Origin of the sequence: Streptomyces sp. NPDC048504 (assembly GCF_043200035.1) — a bacterium.
In the GTDB taxonomy this organism is placed as follows: Bacteria; Actinomycetota; Actinomycetes; order Streptomycetales; family Streptomycetaceae; genus Streptomyces.
On sequence record NZ_JBICXA010000014.1, the window covers coordinates 135715 to 153768 of the forward strand.

An 18054-nucleotide genomic window follows, 5' to 3' on the forward strand; every position below is an offset into this window, starting at 1 on the left:
ACCCGCCCTGACAGAGCCTCCATTGTCCCCTACCGAACAAGTGCCCAACGCCCAGGGGGCCTCTCCCCGCGCACCGGCGGCACATCCGGTCGCATATCCGCCGCAGGTCACACAGCCAAGCCGGGCAGGATGACCGGTGAGAACGGAGGATCACGATGCCCACACCTCGGACACTGCTCGCCGTCCCGGTGTCCCTGGCGCTCCTCTGCCTGTCCACGGCCGCCTCCCAGGCCCACCCGGCACCGGATACGAACGCCCTGGTCAGACTGCTGGTCACCCGGGGCAGGGCGCCCGCCGCGGCCCTACTGGCCCACGACAGCACGGGCGTTGACACCGCACCGACCGGGACGGACATCGCCCAGGCCGAGTCCGACTACGCACTCGGTACGACGGAGTACACACAGGCCGGAACAGGCATCAGCCGCGCCGACCACTTCCGCGCCGGCAGCGTCACGAAGACCTTCATCGCGACGGTGATCCTCCAACTGGCCGCCGAACACCGGCTGTCCCTGTCCGACACCGTGGAGCAGCACCTGCCCGGTCTGGTACACGGAGCGGGCAACGACGGGCGCGCGCTGACCCTCCGTTCCCTGCTCACCCACACCAGCGGTCTGTACGACTTCACCGCGGTCACCGGGGGCACGGTCCCCGTCTCCCCAACTCAGGCCATCCGTACAGCAGTCACCCACCCTCCGGCCGATCGAGGCCGCTTCTCCTACTCGAACACCAACTACGTGCTGCTCGGCCTGGTGATCCGACAGGTCACCGGCTACTCGTACGCCACCGAGGCCGAGCGCCGCATCATCGCTCCGCTGAGTCTGACGGGCACCTCCTTCCCGGGCTCCCGCACCACTCTTCCCTCGCCGCACGGCCGCGCCTACGCGACCGACGGCTCCGACGTCACCGATCTCGACCCGCGGGTGGCCGGCGCCGCGGGCGAGCTGGTGACCACGCTCACCGACCTCGACCGCTTCTACTCGGCCCTGCTCGGCGGCGCGCTACTGCCCCCGCACTGGCTGCGCGAGATGCTCGACACCCGTACCGCACACGGCTCGTACGGCATGGGCCTGTTCCCGGTGAAGCTTCCGTGCGGCATCACGGTGTGGGGGCACAACGGCCGTATCTCGGGCAGCTACGTGCGCACCGCAGCCACCGTCGACGGCCGTCGTGTCCTCACCTTCCGTGTGAACACGAGCGAGATAGCGGACCCCGGTCTCGAACCGGCCCTGCTCGCCGCCGAGTTCTGCCCCCGCACCTCGTAGAACGGCCGGGTTCCGGACAAAGATCCCAGTTCGCGACACTCGTTCGAGTGAAGCCGGCGGTGGCCTCGGCGAACTTCGGGCGAATCCGACCGCACTCCGGGTCCCTACAGCGGCGCGATGTCCGGCGCCCCCAACCGCGCCGCGTCCGCCGTCAGGTCGTCGGGCTGGCGTTGCGACTCCCGCTCGGCCTCCACCCGCTTCTCGTAGTGCTCGACCTCGCGCTCGATCTGGTCCTTGTCCCAGCCGAGCACCGGTGCCATCAACTCGGCCGCCTCACGGGCGCTGCGCGTGCCCCGGTCGAAGGTCTCGATCGAGATGCGGGTGCGGCGGGTGAGGACGTCGTCGAGGTGCCGTGCGCCCTCGTGCGAGGCGGCGTAGACAACCTCGGCGCGCAGATAGTCGTCGGCGAACTGGAGGGGCTCGCCGAGCGTGGGGTCCTTCTCGATGAGGTCGAGGACCTCCTCCGCCATCGACCCGAAACGGTTCAGCAGGTGCTCCACGCGCACCACGTGGATGCCGGTCTTGGAGGCGATCCGTGCCCGCGCGTTCCACAGCGCCCGGTATCCCTCCGCGCCGAGCAGCGGCACGTCCTCGGTGACGCACTCGGCGACCCGCATGTCGAGGCCGTGCACCGCCTCGTCCACGGCGTCCTTGGCCATCACGCGGTACGTCGTGTACTTGCCGCCCGCCACGACGACGAGCCCCGGCACCGGATGCGCGACGGTGTGCTCGCGCGACAACTTGCTCGTGGCGTCGGACTCGCCGGCCAGCAGGGGCCGCAGTCCCGCGTACACACCCTGGACGTCGTCCCTGGTCAGCGGCACCGCGAGCACCGAGTTCACGTGCTCAAGGAGGTAGTCGATGTCGGCGCTGGACGCGGCCGGGTGGGCCTTGTCGAGGTCCCAGTCGGTGTCGGTGGTGCCGACGATCCAGTGCCGGCCCCAGGGGATGACGAACAGCACGGACTTCTCGGTGCGCAGGATCAGCCCGCTGGAGGAGTTGATGCGGTCCTTGGGGACGACCAGGTGGATGCCCTTGGAGGCCCGGACGTGGAACTGGCCGCGCTCGCCGACCATCGCCTGGGTGTCGTCGGTCCACACGCCCGTGGCGTTCACGATCTGCTTGGCACGGATCTCGTACTCGCCGCCCGCCTCGACGTCCTGCACCCGGGCGCCGACCACGCGCTCGCCCTCGCGCAGGAAACCGGTCACCCGCGCGCGGTTGGCGACTTTCGCGCCGTACGACGAGGCCGTGCGCACCAGGGTGGCCACATAGCGGGCGTCGTCCATCTGCGCGTCGTAGTACTGCAGGGCGCCGACCAGGGCGTCCTTCTTCAAGGCGGGCGCCACGCGCAGGGCGTGACGGCGGCTCAGGTGGCGGTGGGTGGGCAGGCCCCGGCCGTGGGCTCGGGCCATGGACATCGCGTCGTAGAGCGCGACGCCCGAGCCGGCGTAGAGGCGCTCCCAGCCCTTGTGCTGGAGCGGGTAGAGGAACGGCACCGGCTTCACCAGGTGCGGGGCTAGCCGCTCCAGCAGCAGTCCGCGTTCCTTGAGTGCCTCGCGGACGAGGGCGAAGTCGAGCATCTCCAGATAGCGCAGACCTCCGTGGATGAGCTTGCTCGACCTGCTCGATGTGCCGGACGCCCAGTCGCGCGCCTCGACCAGTCCCGTGGACAGGCCGCGCGTGACCGCGTCGAGAGCGGTGCCCGCGCCGACCACACCTCCGCCCACCACGAGCACATCCAGTTCGCGCTCGGCCATTCCCGCCAGTGCCTCGGCTCGCTGCGCCGGACCCAGTGTCGCTGTCCTCACCGCTGCCTCCCGCTATCGGTAGCGCCGGCCGCACCCGTTCGGCGAAGCCCGGTTCGTATCCCTCCTGCCCAAATTCTGACCGGGTTGCCCGACTTCAGCCACCACTCGCCCCCAGCCTGTGGACAACAATCACAGGACTGCCGAAAAACACAGCCATCCAATCCCGCATAACGGTCATATTTACTCCTAGTCTGACATTGCGCTCGCTCGTTCTGTCCACAGGGCTTGCGCACCTGTCCCACTTCGGTTATCTGTCCCGCTTCGGTTACTGGGAAGGACGGCCCACGCCATGCCCGCAGATCTCGCCGTCATCGGACTCGGTCCTCTCGGCCTGCCCCTGGCCCAGGCCGCTGTCGCCGCCGGTATCGCCACGGTCGGCTTCAAGACCGGTCCTGAGGCCGGCTCCCTCAGCCCCGCCGAACTGCGCCGGATGCTCTCGGGAGGCTTCCGGCCGGCCACCAACCCCGCCGAGCTCGGCCGCGTACGCACCGCCGTGATCTGCGCGCCGACCCCCCGGGACGCCGACGGCGGCCTCGACCTCAGTCAGGTGGAGACGGCCGCCCGCGCGCTCGCCGCCCACCTGCGCCCGCACACCACGGTGATCCTGGAGTCACCGGTGCACCCCGGCACCACCGAGAACTTCCTGCGCCCCCTCCTCGAAGAGGGATCGGGCCTCCGCGCGGGACGCGACTTCCACCTCGCCTACTCCCCCAGCCGCATCGACCCCGGCAACCGCGACTTCACCCCGGCCAACACCCCGAAGGTGATCGGCGGCCTCACCCCGGCCTGCACCGAGTCGGCCGCCGCCTTCTACAGCCGTCTCACCGACAAGGTGGTACGCGCGCGTGGCCTGCGTGAAGCGGAGACCGTGCAGCTACTGGAGACCAACTTCCGGCACGTCAACATCGCCCTCGTCAATGAAATGGCCGTCCTGTGCCACGACTTGGGCGTCGACCTGTGGGACGTCATCCGCTGCGCCGAGACCAAGCCGTTCGGCTACCAGGCCTTCCGCCCCGGCCCCGGCGTCGGCGGCCACGCCGTCCCCCAGGACCTCACCGGCCACGGCCCCCGCCCCCTGCGCATGGTCGAACTCGCCCAGCAGGTCAACAACCAGATGCCCCGCTACGTCATCCAGCGCGCCGCCACGCTCCTCAACGAACACGGCAAGTCCGCGCGCGGAGCACGGGTGTTGCTGCTCGGCGTCACCTACAAGGCCGACCTCGCCGACCAACAGGGCACCCCCGCCCAGGAGATCGCGATCCGCCTGATGGAACTCGGCGCCTCCGTCAGCTACCACGACCCCCACATCCCGTCCTGGAGCGTCCTGGACCGCCCGGTCCCCCGCGCGGACTCCCTCTACGAGGCGGCGGCCGACGCCGACCTGACGATCCTGCTCCAGCAGCACCGGACGTACGACCTCCAAGGCCTGTCCGTGAAGGCCCAGTTGCTGCTGGACACGCGCGGGGCGACACCGACGGGCGCGGCACACCGGCTCTGAGCACGAAGGCACACAGGCTCCGAGCACGAAAACGACTGGTCACAGGGTTACGTCGACCTGCTAATCTCCCCACACTCGTCGCACAGTTGTCGCATATCCGCGCGCACGCGACTCCGTTTCGCTTTTCCTGTCTTCGCATCCCGTGGGGGGATCTCTGTCATGAGCCAGTCAGCCACGCCACCACAGCAGCCACAGCCGCAGCCCGAGGCGCAGGCCCAGCCGCAGGCGCCCGCGCAGCCGCAGCCGGTCGACGGCAACCCGTACGCCCAGCAGCCCGGCGCCGTACCGCCGCCTCCGGCCCCGAACGCGCCGTACGCCCCGCCCGCTCCCCCGAAGAACAACATCGCGCTCGGCCTGCTGACCGCCGTCGTCGCCGCGCTGGTCGCCGCCGGGATCTACGGCTTCGTCATCGGCACCACCAAGCACGAGATCGGCTGGGCGGCGGTCGGCGTCGGCTTCGTGATCGGCCTGGCCGCGGGCAAGCTCGGCGGGCGCAATCCCGCGCTTCCCGTGGTCAGCGCCGTGCTGGCCCTGGGCGCGGTCTACCTCGGCCAGCTGGTCGGCGACGCGATGCTCATCGCGGACGAGTACGGCGTGAACTTCAGCAAGGTGTTCTTCGACCACTTCGGCGTGGTCCAGGACGCCTGGAAGGCCGACTCCGACCCGCTCACCTTCGTCTTCTTCGCCATCGCCGCGTTCGCCGCGTTCTCGGGCGCCAAGAAGGCTGCGCTCTGACCCCGGCGCGCGGGTAGTGCAGAGGGGCGCTTGAGGCGGGGTGTGCGTCGGGGGCTGGTGGCGTGCGACTCGCGGCGCCGGTACCGTAAGAAACAGGTGGAACCGGCCGTAGCGGGCTACTGCGGTTGGCTCTTGAAAAGTGAACGGAGTGTCCACCCCTACTTGTGCTGGGGGTGGCCACTCACCTTCCACCAACAAGGTGGAGCCCACCGCAGTAGGCCCTGCGGTGAGCTCCTGAAAAGTGAACGGAGTGTCCACCCCTACGTGTTATGGGGGTGGCCGCTCACTTTCCGCCGTACATCCACAAGATCCACCTCCTCCGTTGCTTCACCATCCGAAGACGGATCCGGTCCCAGCGGGTGGGCTTGCGGTGGCGACCCATGGGCGCCCCCTTCCACGAGGCCGCCCATTGGCCCGGTAGGCGGTTCGTCTGGAATTCGGGCCGGGCCCCGAGAGCCCGGGTCCGGAACGATTTCCATGGAAGGGGACACCCCACACAACTGGGGCGCCGATCACGGACGTTACCGCCCCGACACGCCCCACCAGCGAACTTTCGCCCCGAACGCAACCGTGCGCCCCCCAACATCAACGCGCGCCCCACCAGCCCCACTTGGGCACGCAAAAGGGCCCGGACCACCCAGGCCCGGGCCCCTGAAAGCGTCGTACGGCTGCCGCGTCGTAGAACCGCCTACCGCCTACCGCTTGTGCTGCGAGTCGGCCACCGTGACCTCGACCCGCTGGAACTCCTTCAGCTCGCTGTACCCGGTCGTCGCCATCGCCCGCCGCAGCGCCCCGAAGATGTTCATCGAGCCGTCGGGGATGTGGGACGGGCCGGTGAGGATCTCCTCGATCGTGCCGACCGTGCCGAGGTCGACCTTCTTGCCGCGCGGGAGTTCCTCGTTGACCGCTTCCATGCCCCAGTGGTGGCCCTTGCCCGGCGCGTCCGTCGCGCGGGCGAGCGGGGAGCCCATCATGACCGCGTCCGCGCCGCAAGCGATCGCCTTGGGGAGGTCACCGGACCAGCCGACACCGCCGTCGGCGATGACGTGCACGTACCGGCCGCCGGACTCGTCCATGTAGTCGCGGCGGGCGGCGGCGACGTCGGCGACCGCGGTGGCCATCGGGACCTGGATGCCCAGGACGTTGCGCGTGGTGTGCGCCGCGCCGCCGCCGAAGCCGACGAGGACGCCCGCCGCGCCGGTGCGCATGAGGTGCAGGGCCGCGGTGTACGTGGCGCAGCCGCCGACGATCACCGGGACGTCCAGTTCGTAGATGAACTGCTTCAGGTTCAGCGGCTCGTGCGAACCGGACACGTGCTCCGCCGAGACCGTCGTACCGCGGATGACGAAGATGTCCACGCCCGCGTCGACGACGGCCTTGGAGAACTGGGCCGTGCGCTGCGGGGAGAGCGCGGCGGCGGTGACCACGCCCGAGTCGCGCACCTCCTTGATGCGCTGCCCGATCAGCTCCTCCTTGATGGGAGCGGCGTAGATCTCCTGGAGACGGCGGGTCGCGGCGTCCACGTCCAGCTCGGTGATCTCGTCGAGGAGCGGCTGCGGGTCCTCGTACCGCGTCCAGAGGCCTTCGAGGTTCAGCACGCCGAGGCCGCCGAGCTCACCGATGCGGATCGCGGTGGCCGGGGAGACGACCGAGTCCATGGGGGCGGCCAGGAAGGGCAGCTCGAAGCGGTAGGCGTCGATCTGCCAGGCGATCGAGACCTCCTTCGGGTCCCGCGTACGGCGGCTGGGGACGACGGCGATGTCGTCGAAGGCGTACGCCCGGCGGCCGCGCTTGCCGCGCCCGATCTCGATCTCAGTCACGTGTGTGGCCTTTCCTTCTGCGTCTCAGCGTCTTCCAGTATCGCCGACGGGCACGACAAGGGCGGCCCCGGTGTCCCCGGGGCCGCCCTTGAGGAAGCCTGCCGACTACTTGCTGCGGCTGTAGTTCGGTGCCTCGACCGTCATCTGGATGTCGTGCGGGTGGCTCTCCTTGAGGCCCGCCGACGTGATCCGGACGAAGCGGCCCTTGGTCTCCATCTCCCCGATGGTGGCCGCGCCCACGTAGCCCATGGTCTGGCGCAGACCGCCGACGAGCTGGTGCAGCACGTTGGCCAGCGGGCCGCGGTAGGGCACCTGGCCCTCGATGCCCTCGGGCACGAGCTTGTCGTCGGAGGCGACTTCGGCCTGGAAGTAGCGGTCCTTCGAGTACGACCGGCCCTGGCCGCGGGACTGCATCGCGCCGAGCGAGCCCATGCCGCGGTACGACTTGAACTGCTTGCCGTTGATGAACTGCAGCTCGCCCGGCGACTCCTCGCAGCCCGCGAGGAGGCTGCCCAGCATCACCGTGTCGGCACCGGCGGCGAGCGCCTTGCCGATGTCGCCGGAGTACTGCAGGCCGCCGTCGCCGATGAGCGGGACGCCGGCCGCGCGGGCGGCGAGGGACGCTTCGTAGATCGCGGTGACCTGCGGGACGCCGATGCCGGCGACGACACGGGTCGTACAGATCGACCCGGGACCGACACCGACCTTGATGCCGTCGACACCGGCGTCGATCAGGGCCTGGGCGCCGTCTCGGGTGGCTACGTTGCCGCCGATCACGTCGACGCCGACGCTGGACTTGATCTTCGCCATCCAGTTGAGGGCGTTGCTGTTGTGGCCGTGCGAGGTGTCGACGACCAGGAAGTCCACGCCGGCCTCGGCGAGGGCCTGGGCGCGCTCAAGCGCCTCGGGGCTGGCGCCCACCGCGGCGCCGACGATGAGGCGGCCCTCGGCGTCCTTGGCGGCGTTCGGGTACTGCTCGGCCTTGACGAAGTCCTTGACCGTGATGAGGCCCTTGAGGATGCCGGCCTCGTCGACGAGGGGCAGCTTCTCGATCTTGTGGCGGCGCAGCAGCTGCATGGCGTCCGCGCCGGAGATGCCGACCTTGCCGGTGACCAGGGGCATCGGGGTCATGACCTCGCGCACCTGACGGGAGCGGTCGGTCTCGAAGGCCATGTCGCGGTTGGTGACGATGCCCAGCAGCTTGCCGTTGCCGTCGGTCACCGGGACGCCGCTGATGCGGAACTTGGCGCACAGCGCGTCGGCCTCGCCGAGCGTGGCGTCCGGGTGCACCGTGATCGGGTCGGTGACCATGCCGGACTCGGAACGCTTCACGAGGTCGACCTGGTTGACCTGGTCCTCGACCGAGAGGTTGCGGTGCAGGACACCGACACCGCCCTGGCGGGCCATCGCGATCGCCATCCGGGACTCGGTCACCTTGTCCATCGCCGCGGAGAGCAGCGGGATGTTGACGCGGACGTTGCGCGAGATGCGGGACGAGGTGTCGACCGCGTTCGGGAGCACGTCCGACGCGCCCGGCAGCAGCAGCACGTCGTCGTAGGTCAGCCCTAGTGTCGCGAATTTGGCGGGCACTCCGTCGACGTTGGCAGTCATGACACCTTCCCCAAATGGCCTTGATCGGTGCGGATGTCCATGCTAACGGGAAGCAGGGGCCCCGAATTCCACGATTCCACGGCTGTGACCGACTCCGGGCTTCGTATGTTCGTACGTGATCGGTCGGCCGGCTGTTCAAGGAAGGCACCGCGAGCGAAGGCGCTGCTACGGAAGGCCCTACTGCTCGGCCAGTGCCCGCAGTCGGCTCAGTGCCCGGTGCTGGGCGACCCGGACCGCGCCGGGTGACATTCCCAACATCTGGCCGGTCTCCTCGGCGGTGAGGCCGACGGCGATGCGCAGCAGGAGCAGTTCGCGCTGGTTCTCCGGGAGGTTGGCCAGGAGTTTCTTGGCCCATTCGGCGTCGCTGCTGAGCAGGGCGCGCTCCTCGGGGCCCAGCGAGTCGTCCGGGCGCTCCGGCATCTCGTCGGAGGGGACGGCCGTGGAACCGGGGTGGCGCATCGCGGCGCGCTGGAGGTCGGCGACCTTGTGGGCGGCGATGGCGAAGACGAAGGCCTCGAAGGGGCGGCCGGTGTCCTTGTAGCGGGGCAGTGCGAGGAGGACGGCGACGCAGACCTCCTGGGCGAGGTCCTCCACGAAGTGCCGTGCGTCGCCCGGGAGTCGGGACAGCCGGGTGCGGCAGTAGCGCAGGGCCAGTGGGTGGACGTGGGCGAGCAGATCGTGGGTCGCCTGCTCGTCTCCGTCGACCGCGCGAAGGACGAGTCCACCAATCGCCCCTGGGGCTCTGGCCGCCTCGTCGTCACGCATCGGTCCATGGTGCCTTGCGGCCGAAGGGTCCGTGGCACCGCGTCCGTTGTTGTGCACCGAAGCGTTATGAGCAGGTGCGCCGGAAGTCATCTCCTGCGCCCTCCCCTCCCGCTCGACCGACTCGTCCCCGAGGAACTCCACACCTCAAGGATGCGGCATCCGCGGCGAAACGAGCAGCGGGCACCCGGCGGGCCCTTTTGCCGCCCCCGCCCACCATGAGGTAGGCGGGGATTGTCGTACCCCCGCTGCAACCCACTGACCTGGTCCTAACGGACCAGGCCCCACCGGAAACCGAGCGCCACGGCGTGTGCCCGGTCGGAGGCGCCGAGTTTCTTGAAGAGGCGCCGTGCGTGTGTTTTGACGGTGTCCTCGGAGAGGAACAGCTCACGGCCGATCTCCGCGTTGGAGCGGCCGTGGCTCATCCCTTCGAGGACCTGGATCTCGCGCGCGGTGAGCGTCGGTGCGGCGCCCATCTCGGCGGACCGCAGCCGGCGCGGGGCCAGTCGCCAGGTCGGGTCGGCGAGGGCCTGGGTGACCGTGGCCCGCAGTTCGGCGCGCGAGGCGTCCTTGTGCAGATAGCCGCGGGCGCCGGCCGCGACCGCGAGGGCCACGCCGTCCAGGTCTTCGGCGACGGTGAGCATGATGATGCGTGCGCCCGGGTCGGCGGACAGCAGCCGCCGCACGGTCTCGACACCGCCGAGTCCGGGCATGCGTACGTCCATCAGGATGAGGTCCGAGCGGTCGGCACCCCAGCGGCGGAGGACTTCCTCGCCGTTGGCCGCCGTCGTCACGCGCTCGACACCGGGCACGGTCGCGACCGCGCGGCGGAGCGCCTCTCGGGCAAGCGGGGAGTCGTCACAGACGAGGACGGATGTCATGGCCGCCCTCCGCAACTGATGCGCGTCACCTTGAGCCTCCAGGCTGGTACGAAATCGTCACCTGTGCGGTCGACCGTCTCGGACGCCTGCCCGAGCGCTTGATGTTTTCAACCGCCTCGCACTCTCAACGACGGTCACTCGAAAGAGTTACGGGGCCGTGTGCCATCTTCGGCACTCTACGTGAGGGTGCGGACACGGTGGAGGCGTGCGCGGCCGACCCACAAGCTTTCATCACAACCGGTGCCCCATTCAGCCCTATTTCTTCCCTTTTGCTGGTGTCTGAGGCTAGATTCGCAATGAGTCATATTTTCATCTCCTTAGATCGTAGTTGTACGGTCGTGGACACCGTATCCGCCCATAACGGCTACAAGGGGTCACGCAATGGCAGATTTCTCCCGCCTTCCCGGACCGAACGCGGACCTGTGGGACTGGCAGCTCCTGGCTGCCTGCCGAGGGGTCGACAGCTCGCTCTTCTTTCATCCCGAGGGCGAGCGCGGTGCGGCACGAAGCGCTCGTGAGAACTCGGCCAAAGAGGTCTGCATGAGGTGCCCGGTCCGCGCACAGTGCGCGGCGCACGCGCTGGCGGTGCGCGAGCCGTACGGCGTCTGGGGCGGCCTGACCGAGGACGAGCGCGAAGAGCTCATGGGGCGTGCCCGCAACCGGCTGGTGTCGGCTTCGGCCGCCGGGGACATGGCTTCGAACAACTGAAGGAACGTTTCTCCAACTAGCCCTCCACCAGGGGGCACGCTCAGCTCTCCACCAGGGGTACGCGCACGCGTGCCCCCCTATTTTTCGCGGGCCTATTTTTCCCGGGCCGCCCGCGCCAGCTGGTCCAGGGTCGCCGCCACCGCCGGTACCCGCGCCAGGTCGGGCAGCGTCAGCGCGACGATCTCCCGCCGCACCGCCGGTTCCAGCGTCACCGTCCGCGCACCCCGGGGCCGTACGGACTCGATGGCGAGTTGGGGCAGGACGGCGACGCCCAGCCCCGCGCTCACCAGGCCGACGACTGCCGGATAGTCGTCGGTCGCGAAGTCGATGCGCGGGGTGAAGCCGGCCCTCTCGCAGACCTCGACCAACTGGCCCCGGCAGCGCGGGCAGCCGGCGATCCAGGGGTCGTCGGCGAGTTCGCCGATGGCGACCGACCCCGCGCGCGCGTGCCGGTGTTTTTCCGGGACCAGGGCGACCAGGCGGTCACGGAGCAACGGTCGTACCACCAGGTCGGACCAGTCCTCCGCGCCCGCCGCCGCCTCGTAGCGGAAGGCGAGCGCGATGTCGCAGTCGCCCTCCCGGAGGAGCTCGACGGAGTTCGGCGGCTCGGCCTCCTCCAGGGAGACACGGGTGCCGGGGTGCGCGGCGCGCAGGGCGGCCAGTGCGGTGGGGACGAGCGTCGAGCTGCCGCTGGGGAAGGAGACCAGGCGGACCCGGCCGGCGCGCAGGCCCGCGATCGCGGCGACCTCCTCCTCGGCAGCCGTCAGGCCGGCGAGGATGCCGGCGCCGTGCCGGACCAGGGCCTCGCCCGCCTGGGTCAGCCGCATCTCGCGGCTGGTGCGGATCAGCAGCGGGGTGCCGACCGAGGTCTCCAGGGCCTTCATCTGCTGGCTCACGGCGGGCTGGGTGCAGCCCAGTTCACGCCCGGCCGCCGAGAAGGAGCCGGTGGCGGCGACGGCGCGCAGCACACGGAGATGACGGGCCTCGATCATGCGCCGAGCATAAGGGCCTCTTGGGTACGGCGACGAATAATGCGCCGCACCTTTGGGGCGCTCTCGTCTACCGTGCCGTCATGAAGCTTCTCTCGCTGAATCTGGGCCGGGCCACGGCCGTGCCGTACACGGACCAGCCCGACGGGGTGACCGGCATCGACAAGCGGCCGAGCGACGCGCCGGTACGGGTGAGCGCACCCGGCCCGAAGGGCGTCGCCGGGAGCGGGCTGGCCGGGGACGCGGTGTGTCACCGGCGGCACCACGGGGGCGACGACCAGGCGGTGTACGCAGTCGCGCGCGAGGATCTCGACGACTGGGAGCGGGAGTTGGGGCGCCCGCTGACCAGCGGTTCCTTCGGGGAGAACCTGACGACCCTGGGGCTCGACGTGTCCGGCGCGCGGATCGGCGAGCGCTGGCGGATCGGTCCCGAGGTGGTCCTGGAGGTCACCTGCGGGCGGATACCGTGCCGTACCTTCCAGGACCATCTGGGCGAGCGCGGGTGGGTGAAACGGTTCACCGTGAAGGGTGCGCCGGGGGCCTATCTGCGGGTGATCGAGCCCGGTGAGATCCGGGCGGGGGATGCGATCGAGATCGTGCACCGGCCCGATCACGACGTGACGGTGGCCCTGCAGTTCCGTGCCGTGACGACCGAGCGGGAGCTGTTGCCGCAGTTGCTCCCGGCGGGCGAGGCGCTGCATCCGGAGTCGCTGGCGCAGGCCCGGAAATATGTCGCGGAGTACCCCGGCTGACCTGCCGTCACGGCCTGTTCGGCACGTTGTTCGACACGTGTTCGTCACGGATCGGGAGGGCCTGTGCAGAGATCGGACCGGCTTGCTCCGGGTCACTAATCTTGCGCCATGACAACGGCATTGATTACGGGATCGACCGCGGGGATCGGTGCCGCGTTCGCGCGGCGGCTCGCGGCGGACGGACACAACCTCGTGCTGGTGGCGCGGAACACCGCGCGGCTCGGGGAGCAGGCGACCGAACTGCACGACCGGCACGGCATCGAGGCGGAGGTGCTGACCGCCGACCTGGCCACGGACAAGGGCATCGACACGGTGGCCGCCCGCCTCGCCGACCGCAAGAACCCCGTCGACCTGCTGGTCAACAACGCGGGCTTCGGCAACAAGGGCCGCTACCTCGACGTGTCCATGGCCGACGAGCTGAAGATGCTCAAGGTGCACTGCGAGGCGGTGCTGCGGCTGACCAGCGCGGCGACCGAGGCGATGCGGGAGCGCGGGCGCGGCGGGGTCGTCAACGTGGCGTCGGTCGCCGCCTTCGTACCGCGCGGGACGTACGGCGCGTCGAAGGCGTGGGTCGTGCAGTTCACGCAGGGCGCGGCCAAGGACCTGGCCGGCAGTGGCGTACGGCTGATGGCGCTGGCGCCCGGGTTCGTGCGGACCGAGTTCCACGAGCGGGCCGGGATGGGCACGGACAACATCCCGAACTGGATGTGGCTGGACGCGGACAAGCTGGTCGCGGCGGCGCTCGCGGATCTGGCGCGCGGCAAGTCGCTGTCGATCCCGGACCCGCGCTACAAGGCGCTGATGGGGCTGGTGAAGATCACTCCGCAGGCGGTGCTGGGCGGGATCACCTCGAAGACCGGGCGGAAGTACGGGCCGCGGTGACGGCAGCCGCCACGGTGACGGCGGCCTCGACGACGAAGGTGACGGAAGAGACGGCAACGCGAAGGCCCGGCTCCCCCTGAGGGGCGCCGGGCCTTCGACGTACACGTCCTACGGGTTCACCGACTCGCGTCAGTGGGAATGGCCGTGGCTGTGACCACCGGCGGCCGGCTCCTCTTCTTCCTTCTTCTCGACGACCAGGGTCTCGGTCGTGAGGAGGAGGGAGGCGATGGAGGCGGCGTTCTCCAGGGCGGAGCGGGTGACCTTGACCGGGTCGATGACGCCGGCCTTGACCAGGTCGCCGTACTCGCCGGTCGCGGCGTTGAAGCCCTGGCCCTTTTCGAGCTCGGCGACCTTGGAGGTGATGACGTAGCCCTCCAGGCCGGCGTTCTCGGCGATCCAGCGCAGCGGCTCGACGACCGCGCGGCGCACGACCGCGACACCGGTGGCCTCGTCGCCGGTCTTGTCGAGGTTGCCCTCCAGGACCTTGGCGGCGTGCACCAGAGCGGAGCCACCACCGGAGACGATGCCCTCCTCGACCGCGGCGCGGGTCGCGGAGATGGCGTCCTCCAGACGGTGCTTCTTCTCCTTCAGCTCCACCTCGGTGGCGGCGCCAACCTTGATCACGCACACGCCGCCGGCCAGCTTCGCGAGGCGCTCCTGGAGCTTCTCGCGGTCCCAGTCGGAGTCGGTGTTCTCGATCTCGGCCTTGATCTGGTTGACGCGGCCCGCGACCTCGGAGGCGTCACCGCCACCGTCGACGACGGTCGTGTCGTCCTTGGTGACCGTCACGCGGCGGGCGGAGCCCAGCACGTCCAGGCCGACCTGGTCGAGCTTGAGGCCGACCTCCTCGGCGATGACCTGACCGCCGGTGAGGGTGGCGAGGTCGCCGAGCATCGCCTTGCGGCGGTCGCCGAAGCCGGGGGCCTTGACCGCGACCGCGTTGAACGTGCCGCGGATCTTGTTCACGACCAGGGTCGACAGGGCCTCGCCCTCGACGTCCTCGGCGATGATCAGCAGCGGCTTGGAGGCGTTGGCCTGGATGACCTTCTCCAGCAGCGGCAGCAGGTCCTGGATGGAGCTGATCTTGCCCTGGTGGATGAGGATGTACGGGTCTTCGAGGACCGCTTCCATGCGCTCCTGGTCCGTCACGAAGTACGGCGACAGGTAGCCCTTGTCGAAGGCCATGCCCTCGGTGAAGTCCAGCTCCAGACCGAAGGTGTTGGACTCCTCGACGGTGATGACACCGTCCTTGCCGACCTTGTCCATCGCCTCGGCGATGAGCTCGCCGACCTGGCTGTCCTGCGCGGACAGACCGGCGACGGCGGCGATGTCGGCCTTGTCGTCGATGGGCCGCGCGGTGGCGAGCAGCTCGTCGGAGACGGCCTTGACGGCGGCGTCGATGCCCTTCTTCAGGGCGGCCGGGGAGGCACCCGCGGCGACGTTGCGCAGGCCCTCGCGCACGAGCGCCTGGGCGAGCACGGTGGCGGTGGTGGTGCCGTCACCCGCGATGTCGTTGGTCTTGGTCGCCACCTCCTTCACCAGCTGGGCACCGAGGTTCTCGTACGGGTCCTCCAGCTCGACCTCGCGGGCGATGGTGACACCGTCGTTGGTGATGGTGGGGGCGCCGAACTTCTTGTCGATGACGACGTTGCGGCCCTTGGGGCCGATCGTCACCTTCACCGTGTCGGCAAGCTTGTTGACGCCGCGCTCAAGGGCGCGACGGGCGTCCTCGTCGAACTTCAGGATCTTCGCCATGGGAGCGGTTCAGCCCTCTCGGAAAACGTGGGTGAAACGAACTACGCCCCTGACGCCCGGCTTCATAAGGTCGCGGGGGCCAGGGGCGCAGCTCACTGCAAAACTGGGTGTATCGGTGAAGCTCAGTACATCCGGGTGGTACCGGGTGAACTACTTCTCGATGACCGCGAGCACGTCGCGGGCCGAGAGGACGAGGTACTCCTCGCCCTGGTACTTCACTTCGGTGCCGCCGTACTTGCTGTACAGCACGATGTCGCCGGTCTGGACGTCGAGCGGCAGGCGCTCGCCGTTCTCGAAGCGACCCGGGCCCACGGCGAGGACGACGCCCTCCTGGGGCTTCTCCTTCGCGGTGTCCGGAATGACCAGGCCAGAAGCCGTGGTCTGCTCGGCTTCGAGCGCCTGGACCACAATGCGGTCCTCGAGCGGCTTGATGGCAACCTTGGAGCTGGCGGTCGTCACGATCCGACCTCCCCCTTCGGAGATCTCACGGGGTTAACTGTCTGAGGTGGCGACCAGGTCGATCCGTCGTCGCGGGTGCCGGACCTGCCCGTCGCTATTGGCACTCTCCAGGGGGGAGTGCCAGGTCTGAGACTATGACTGCGATTAGCACTCGGTCAAGCGGAGTGCCAATGCCCGCGGCGCCGCACCGGAATTTTGCCGTCGCCCTGAGCTGCCTGGCGGGCCTGTGCTTGCCGCCGCTGTCCCTGGGGGCTGCGCCCCCAGACCCCGCTTCGGCCTGAACGGCCTCGTCCTCAAACGCCGGACGGGCTGATTTTGCCGACCGGCGCTCAAGTGGCACTCAGAGGTAGTCCTCCAAGCTCCCCACCGTCAGCCCCGACTCCTGGATTCCGCGCAGCAGGCGGGCCGTGCTGTCGGCCGGGCCGACCTGGACGATGTCTCCGGGGGTGAGCCGGTGGTCGCCGCGGGCGTAGGTCAGGGTGCCGGTCGTGGTGGAGGCCCGCCAGAGGACCAGGGCGGAGATGCCGCAGTCGGCCGCGGCACGGCGGGTCGTCGTGTCGTACGTGCCCTCGGGGGGCCGGAGCAGGCGGGAGCGGGGGCGGGGGCGGTGGCCGCAGATCTGGGCGCGCTGGGTGGCGTAGGGCAGGCCGGTGAAGCGGGCGGGCTTCGGGGGTGTGCGGAACTCCGTGACCGGGAGGCGCAGTTCGCGGATCAGGTCGGTGAACCTCGGGTCCCGGCGGGCGCTCGCGTCATGGTCGTAGGTCAGGAAGACGACCCGGTCACGGGTGCGGACGTGGTCCACGACCGGTGGGAGGCCCGGGCCCGCCGAGCGCGCGGCGGGGTGGGGGGACGGTTTCGGGGCGGGGGCCAGTGGGGCCGTCAGACCCCAGTGGCGGTACGGCTGTTCGTGGGACGGGCCGTGCGGGTGGACGCGTTGGGCGGCCTTCTTGCCGAGCCGTTCGATGGGGTCGACGGACTGGGCGCAACCGGTGAGGAACAGCAGAGCGGCCGCCGACGCGACGGCCACCGGTACCCGCAGACGGCCCGCCCGCCTCACAGGTAGTCCTCCAGGCGGGCCACCGCGTACCCCTCGGCCGTGACCTTGCCCAGGAAGCGGCGCATGTCGTCGACCATCGTGCCGTTCCAGTCCTCACGGCCCCGGAAGTGCGTCAGGACGATGTCGCCGGGGTGCAGGGACCGGTCGTCCTCGCGGTACTCCCAGTGGTCGACGAACACCTCCTCGTCCCAGATCGGGGCGTACTTGATGCCACAGGACTTCGCGGCGACGAGGGTGTCGTGGTTGTAGTTCCCGTACGGCGGCCGGAACACGGTCGGGGCCTTGCCGAACTGCTTCTTCATGATGTCCTGCATGCCGCAGATCTCGCGCTTCTGCTCGGCGTAGGACAGGCCCGGCAGGTACGGGTGCGTGAGGGTGTGGTTGTTGACCGTGTGGCCCTGGGCCTGCATCTTCCGGAAGTAGCCGTAGTCGTCCTTCACCAGGTAGTTGCTGAGGAAGGCCGTGTACGGGATCTTCAGGTCGCTCATCATCCGCAGGAACGCGGGGTCCTTGTTCTCGCCGTCGTCGATGGTGAGGAAGACGATCTTCTGCTTCGTGGGGATGGTGGTGAAGACCGGCGGGAGGTTCAACTCCTCCTGGTCGTCCACCTCGAAGCCCTTGCGCGCGGTGATCTCCGGCTTATGCGCGGGTGCCGGCGGCGCCTGGAGCGGCACCTTCGCCAGCCCCCAGCGCTTGGCCGCGGCAACCCGCGCGGCGTACGCGGCACGCAACTTGCTCGCGTAGGAGTCCAGCGCGCGGGCCGGGGGCGCGTGCAGCGGCTGCGCGCCCTGCGCCGGGTGGACGGCCCCACCCGAGCCGGGCTGGCCGCAACCGGAGACAAGAGCGGCGAGCGCGAGGGCGGCGAGCGCGCCACGGGCGACTCCCGCCTTCCGACCCCGATCGCCCCGGGTTCCCCGACCACTCCGGGTTCCCTGATCTTCTCGGTCCCCACACGCCCGATTGATGTCATTTTGTACGACTACTCGCATGGGGTCGGATCTTTTCAGCCCCCGGCCCCGATCCCGCGCCGACACCGCCAACACACCGCCACCGGAGGCACACCGTCCACCGA

16 protein-coding genes are annotated in these 18054 nt (G+C 69.7%); 6 read left to right on the plus strand and 10 right to left on the minus strand.

Translation table 11 applies throughout. The annotated features are described in order from the left end of the window. Positions 1–155: 155 nt before the first annotated feature. Positions 156–1262, plus strand: coding sequence for a serine hydrolase domain-containing protein (locus ACGFY9_RS31390; protein ID WP_393759750.1), 1107 nt, complete (start codon positions 156–158; stop codon positions 1260–1262). A 104-nt stretch (positions 1263–1366) separates the two neighbouring features. Here the strand turns inward: ACGFY9_RS31390 and ACGFY9_RS31395 are convergent, their stop codons facing one another. After that, the gene (locus ACGFY9_RS31395; protein ID WP_393759752.1) at positions 1367–3073 is read right to left on the minus strand and encodes a glycerol-3-phosphate dehydrogenase/oxidase; all 1707 of its coding nucleotides are present in this window, start codon (positions 3071–3073) and stop codon (positions 1367–1369) included. A 289-nt stretch (positions 3074–3362) separates the two neighbouring features. Here ACGFY9_RS31395 and ACGFY9_RS31400 point away from each other — a divergent pair, with 289 nt between their 5' ends. Continuing rightward, on the plus strand, positions 3363–4571 hold the full coding sequence (locus tag ACGFY9_RS31400) for a nucleotide sugar dehydrogenase (RefSeq protein WP_393759754.1): 1209 nt from the start codon (positions 3363–3365) through the stop codon (positions 4569–4571). A 159-nt stretch (positions 4572–4730) separates the two neighbouring features. Beyond that, entirely contained in the window at positions 4731–5306 is a 576-nt protein-coding gene (locus ACGFY9_RS31405; protein WP_393759756.1) for a hypothetical protein, read from the plus strand. A gap of 695 nt (positions 5307–6001) precedes the next feature. Here the strand turns inward: ACGFY9_RS31405 and ACGFY9_RS31410 are convergent. The 4 genes from ACGFY9_RS31410 to ACGFY9_RS31425 all read right to left on the minus strand — a co-directional run bounded on the left by ACGFY9_RS31410 (position 6002) and on the right by ACGFY9_RS31425 (position 10380). Beyond that, complete coding sequence (locus ACGFY9_RS31410; protein ID WP_033280066.1) at positions 6002–7126, minus strand: GuaB3 family IMP dehydrogenase-related protein; 1125 nt, start codon at positions 7124–7126, stop codon at positions 6002–6004. Positions 7127–7231: 105 nt separating this feature from the next. After that, complete coding sequence (gene guaB, locus ACGFY9_RS31415) at positions 7232–8737, minus strand: IMP dehydrogenase (RefSeq protein ID WP_393759758.1); 1506 nt, start codon at positions 8735–8737, stop codon at positions 7232–7234. A 177-nt stretch (positions 8738–8914) separates the two neighbouring features. After that, positions 8915–9502, minus strand: coding sequence for a sigma-70 family RNA polymerase sigma factor (locus ACGFY9_RS31420; protein WP_328680015.1), 588 nt, complete (start codon positions 9500–9502; stop codon positions 8915–8917). 266 nt (positions 9503–9768) lie between these two features. Then, positions 9769–10380, minus strand: a complete 612-nt coding sequence (locus ACGFY9_RS31425; RefSeq protein WP_003948568.1) for a response regulator transcription factor — start codon at positions 10378–10380, stop codon at positions 9769–9771. Positions 10381–10761: 381 nt separating this feature from the next. On the opposite strand from ACGFY9_RS31425, the gene ACGFY9_RS31430 reads away from it, so the two are divergent. Beyond that, a complete protein-coding gene (locus tag ACGFY9_RS31430; protein WP_019055584.1) occupies positions 10762–11088 on the plus strand; it encodes a WhiB family transcriptional regulator in 327 nt (108 codons plus the stop codon). Between the two features lie 92 nt (positions 11089–11180). Here the strand turns inward: ACGFY9_RS31430 and ACGFY9_RS31435 are convergent, their stop codons facing one another. Beyond that, entirely contained in the window at positions 11181–12080 is a 900-nt protein-coding gene (locus ACGFY9_RS31435) for a LysR family transcriptional regulator (protein ID WP_393759761.1), read from the minus strand. An 80-nt stretch (positions 12081–12160) separates the two neighbouring features. Here ACGFY9_RS31435 and ACGFY9_RS31440 point away from each other — a divergent pair, with 80 nt between their 5' ends. Both ACGFY9_RS31440 and ACGFY9_RS31445 read left to right on the plus strand, forming a co-directional pair. Further along, a complete protein-coding gene (locus ACGFY9_RS31440; protein WP_393759763.1) occupies positions 12161–12829 on the plus strand; it encodes an MOSC domain-containing protein in 669 nt (222 codons plus the stop codon). 108 nt (positions 12830–12937) lie between these two features. Further along, complete coding sequence (locus ACGFY9_RS31445; RefSeq protein WP_393759765.1) at positions 12938–13711, plus strand: SDR family NAD(P)-dependent oxidoreductase; 774 nt, start codon at positions 12938–12940, stop codon at positions 13709–13711. A gap of 129 nt (positions 13712–13840) precedes the next feature. On the opposite strand, the gene groL is transcribed toward ACGFY9_RS31445, so the two are convergent. The 4 genes from groL to ACGFY9_RS31465 form a co-directional block, all read right to left on the minus strand. Continuing rightward, on the minus strand, positions 13841–15466 hold the full coding sequence (gene groL, locus ACGFY9_RS31450) for a chaperonin GroEL (RefSeq protein ID WP_393759767.1): 1626 nt from the start codon (positions 15464–15466) through the stop codon (positions 13841–13843). Between the two features lie 150 nt (positions 15467–15616). Continuing rightward, complete coding sequence (groES, locus tag ACGFY9_RS31455) at positions 15617–15925, minus strand: co-chaperone GroES (RefSeq protein ID WP_019055579.1); 309 nt, start codon at positions 15923–15925, stop codon at positions 15617–15619. Between the two features lie 340 nt (positions 15926–16265). Then, complete coding sequence (locus tag ACGFY9_RS31460; RefSeq protein ID WP_393759769.1) at positions 16266–16982, minus strand: hypothetical protein; 717 nt, start codon at positions 16980–16982, stop codon at positions 16266–16268. Then, positions 16979–17971: a polysaccharide deacetylase family protein gene (locus ACGFY9_RS31465; RefSeq protein WP_393759771.1), complete on the minus strand. Its 993-nt coding sequence runs from the start codon at positions 17969–17971 to the stop codon at positions 16979–16981. The genes ACGFY9_RS31460 and ACGFY9_RS31465 overlap by 4 nt, the downstream gene beginning before the upstream one ends. Between the last annotated feature and the right edge of the window lie 83 nt (positions 17972–18054).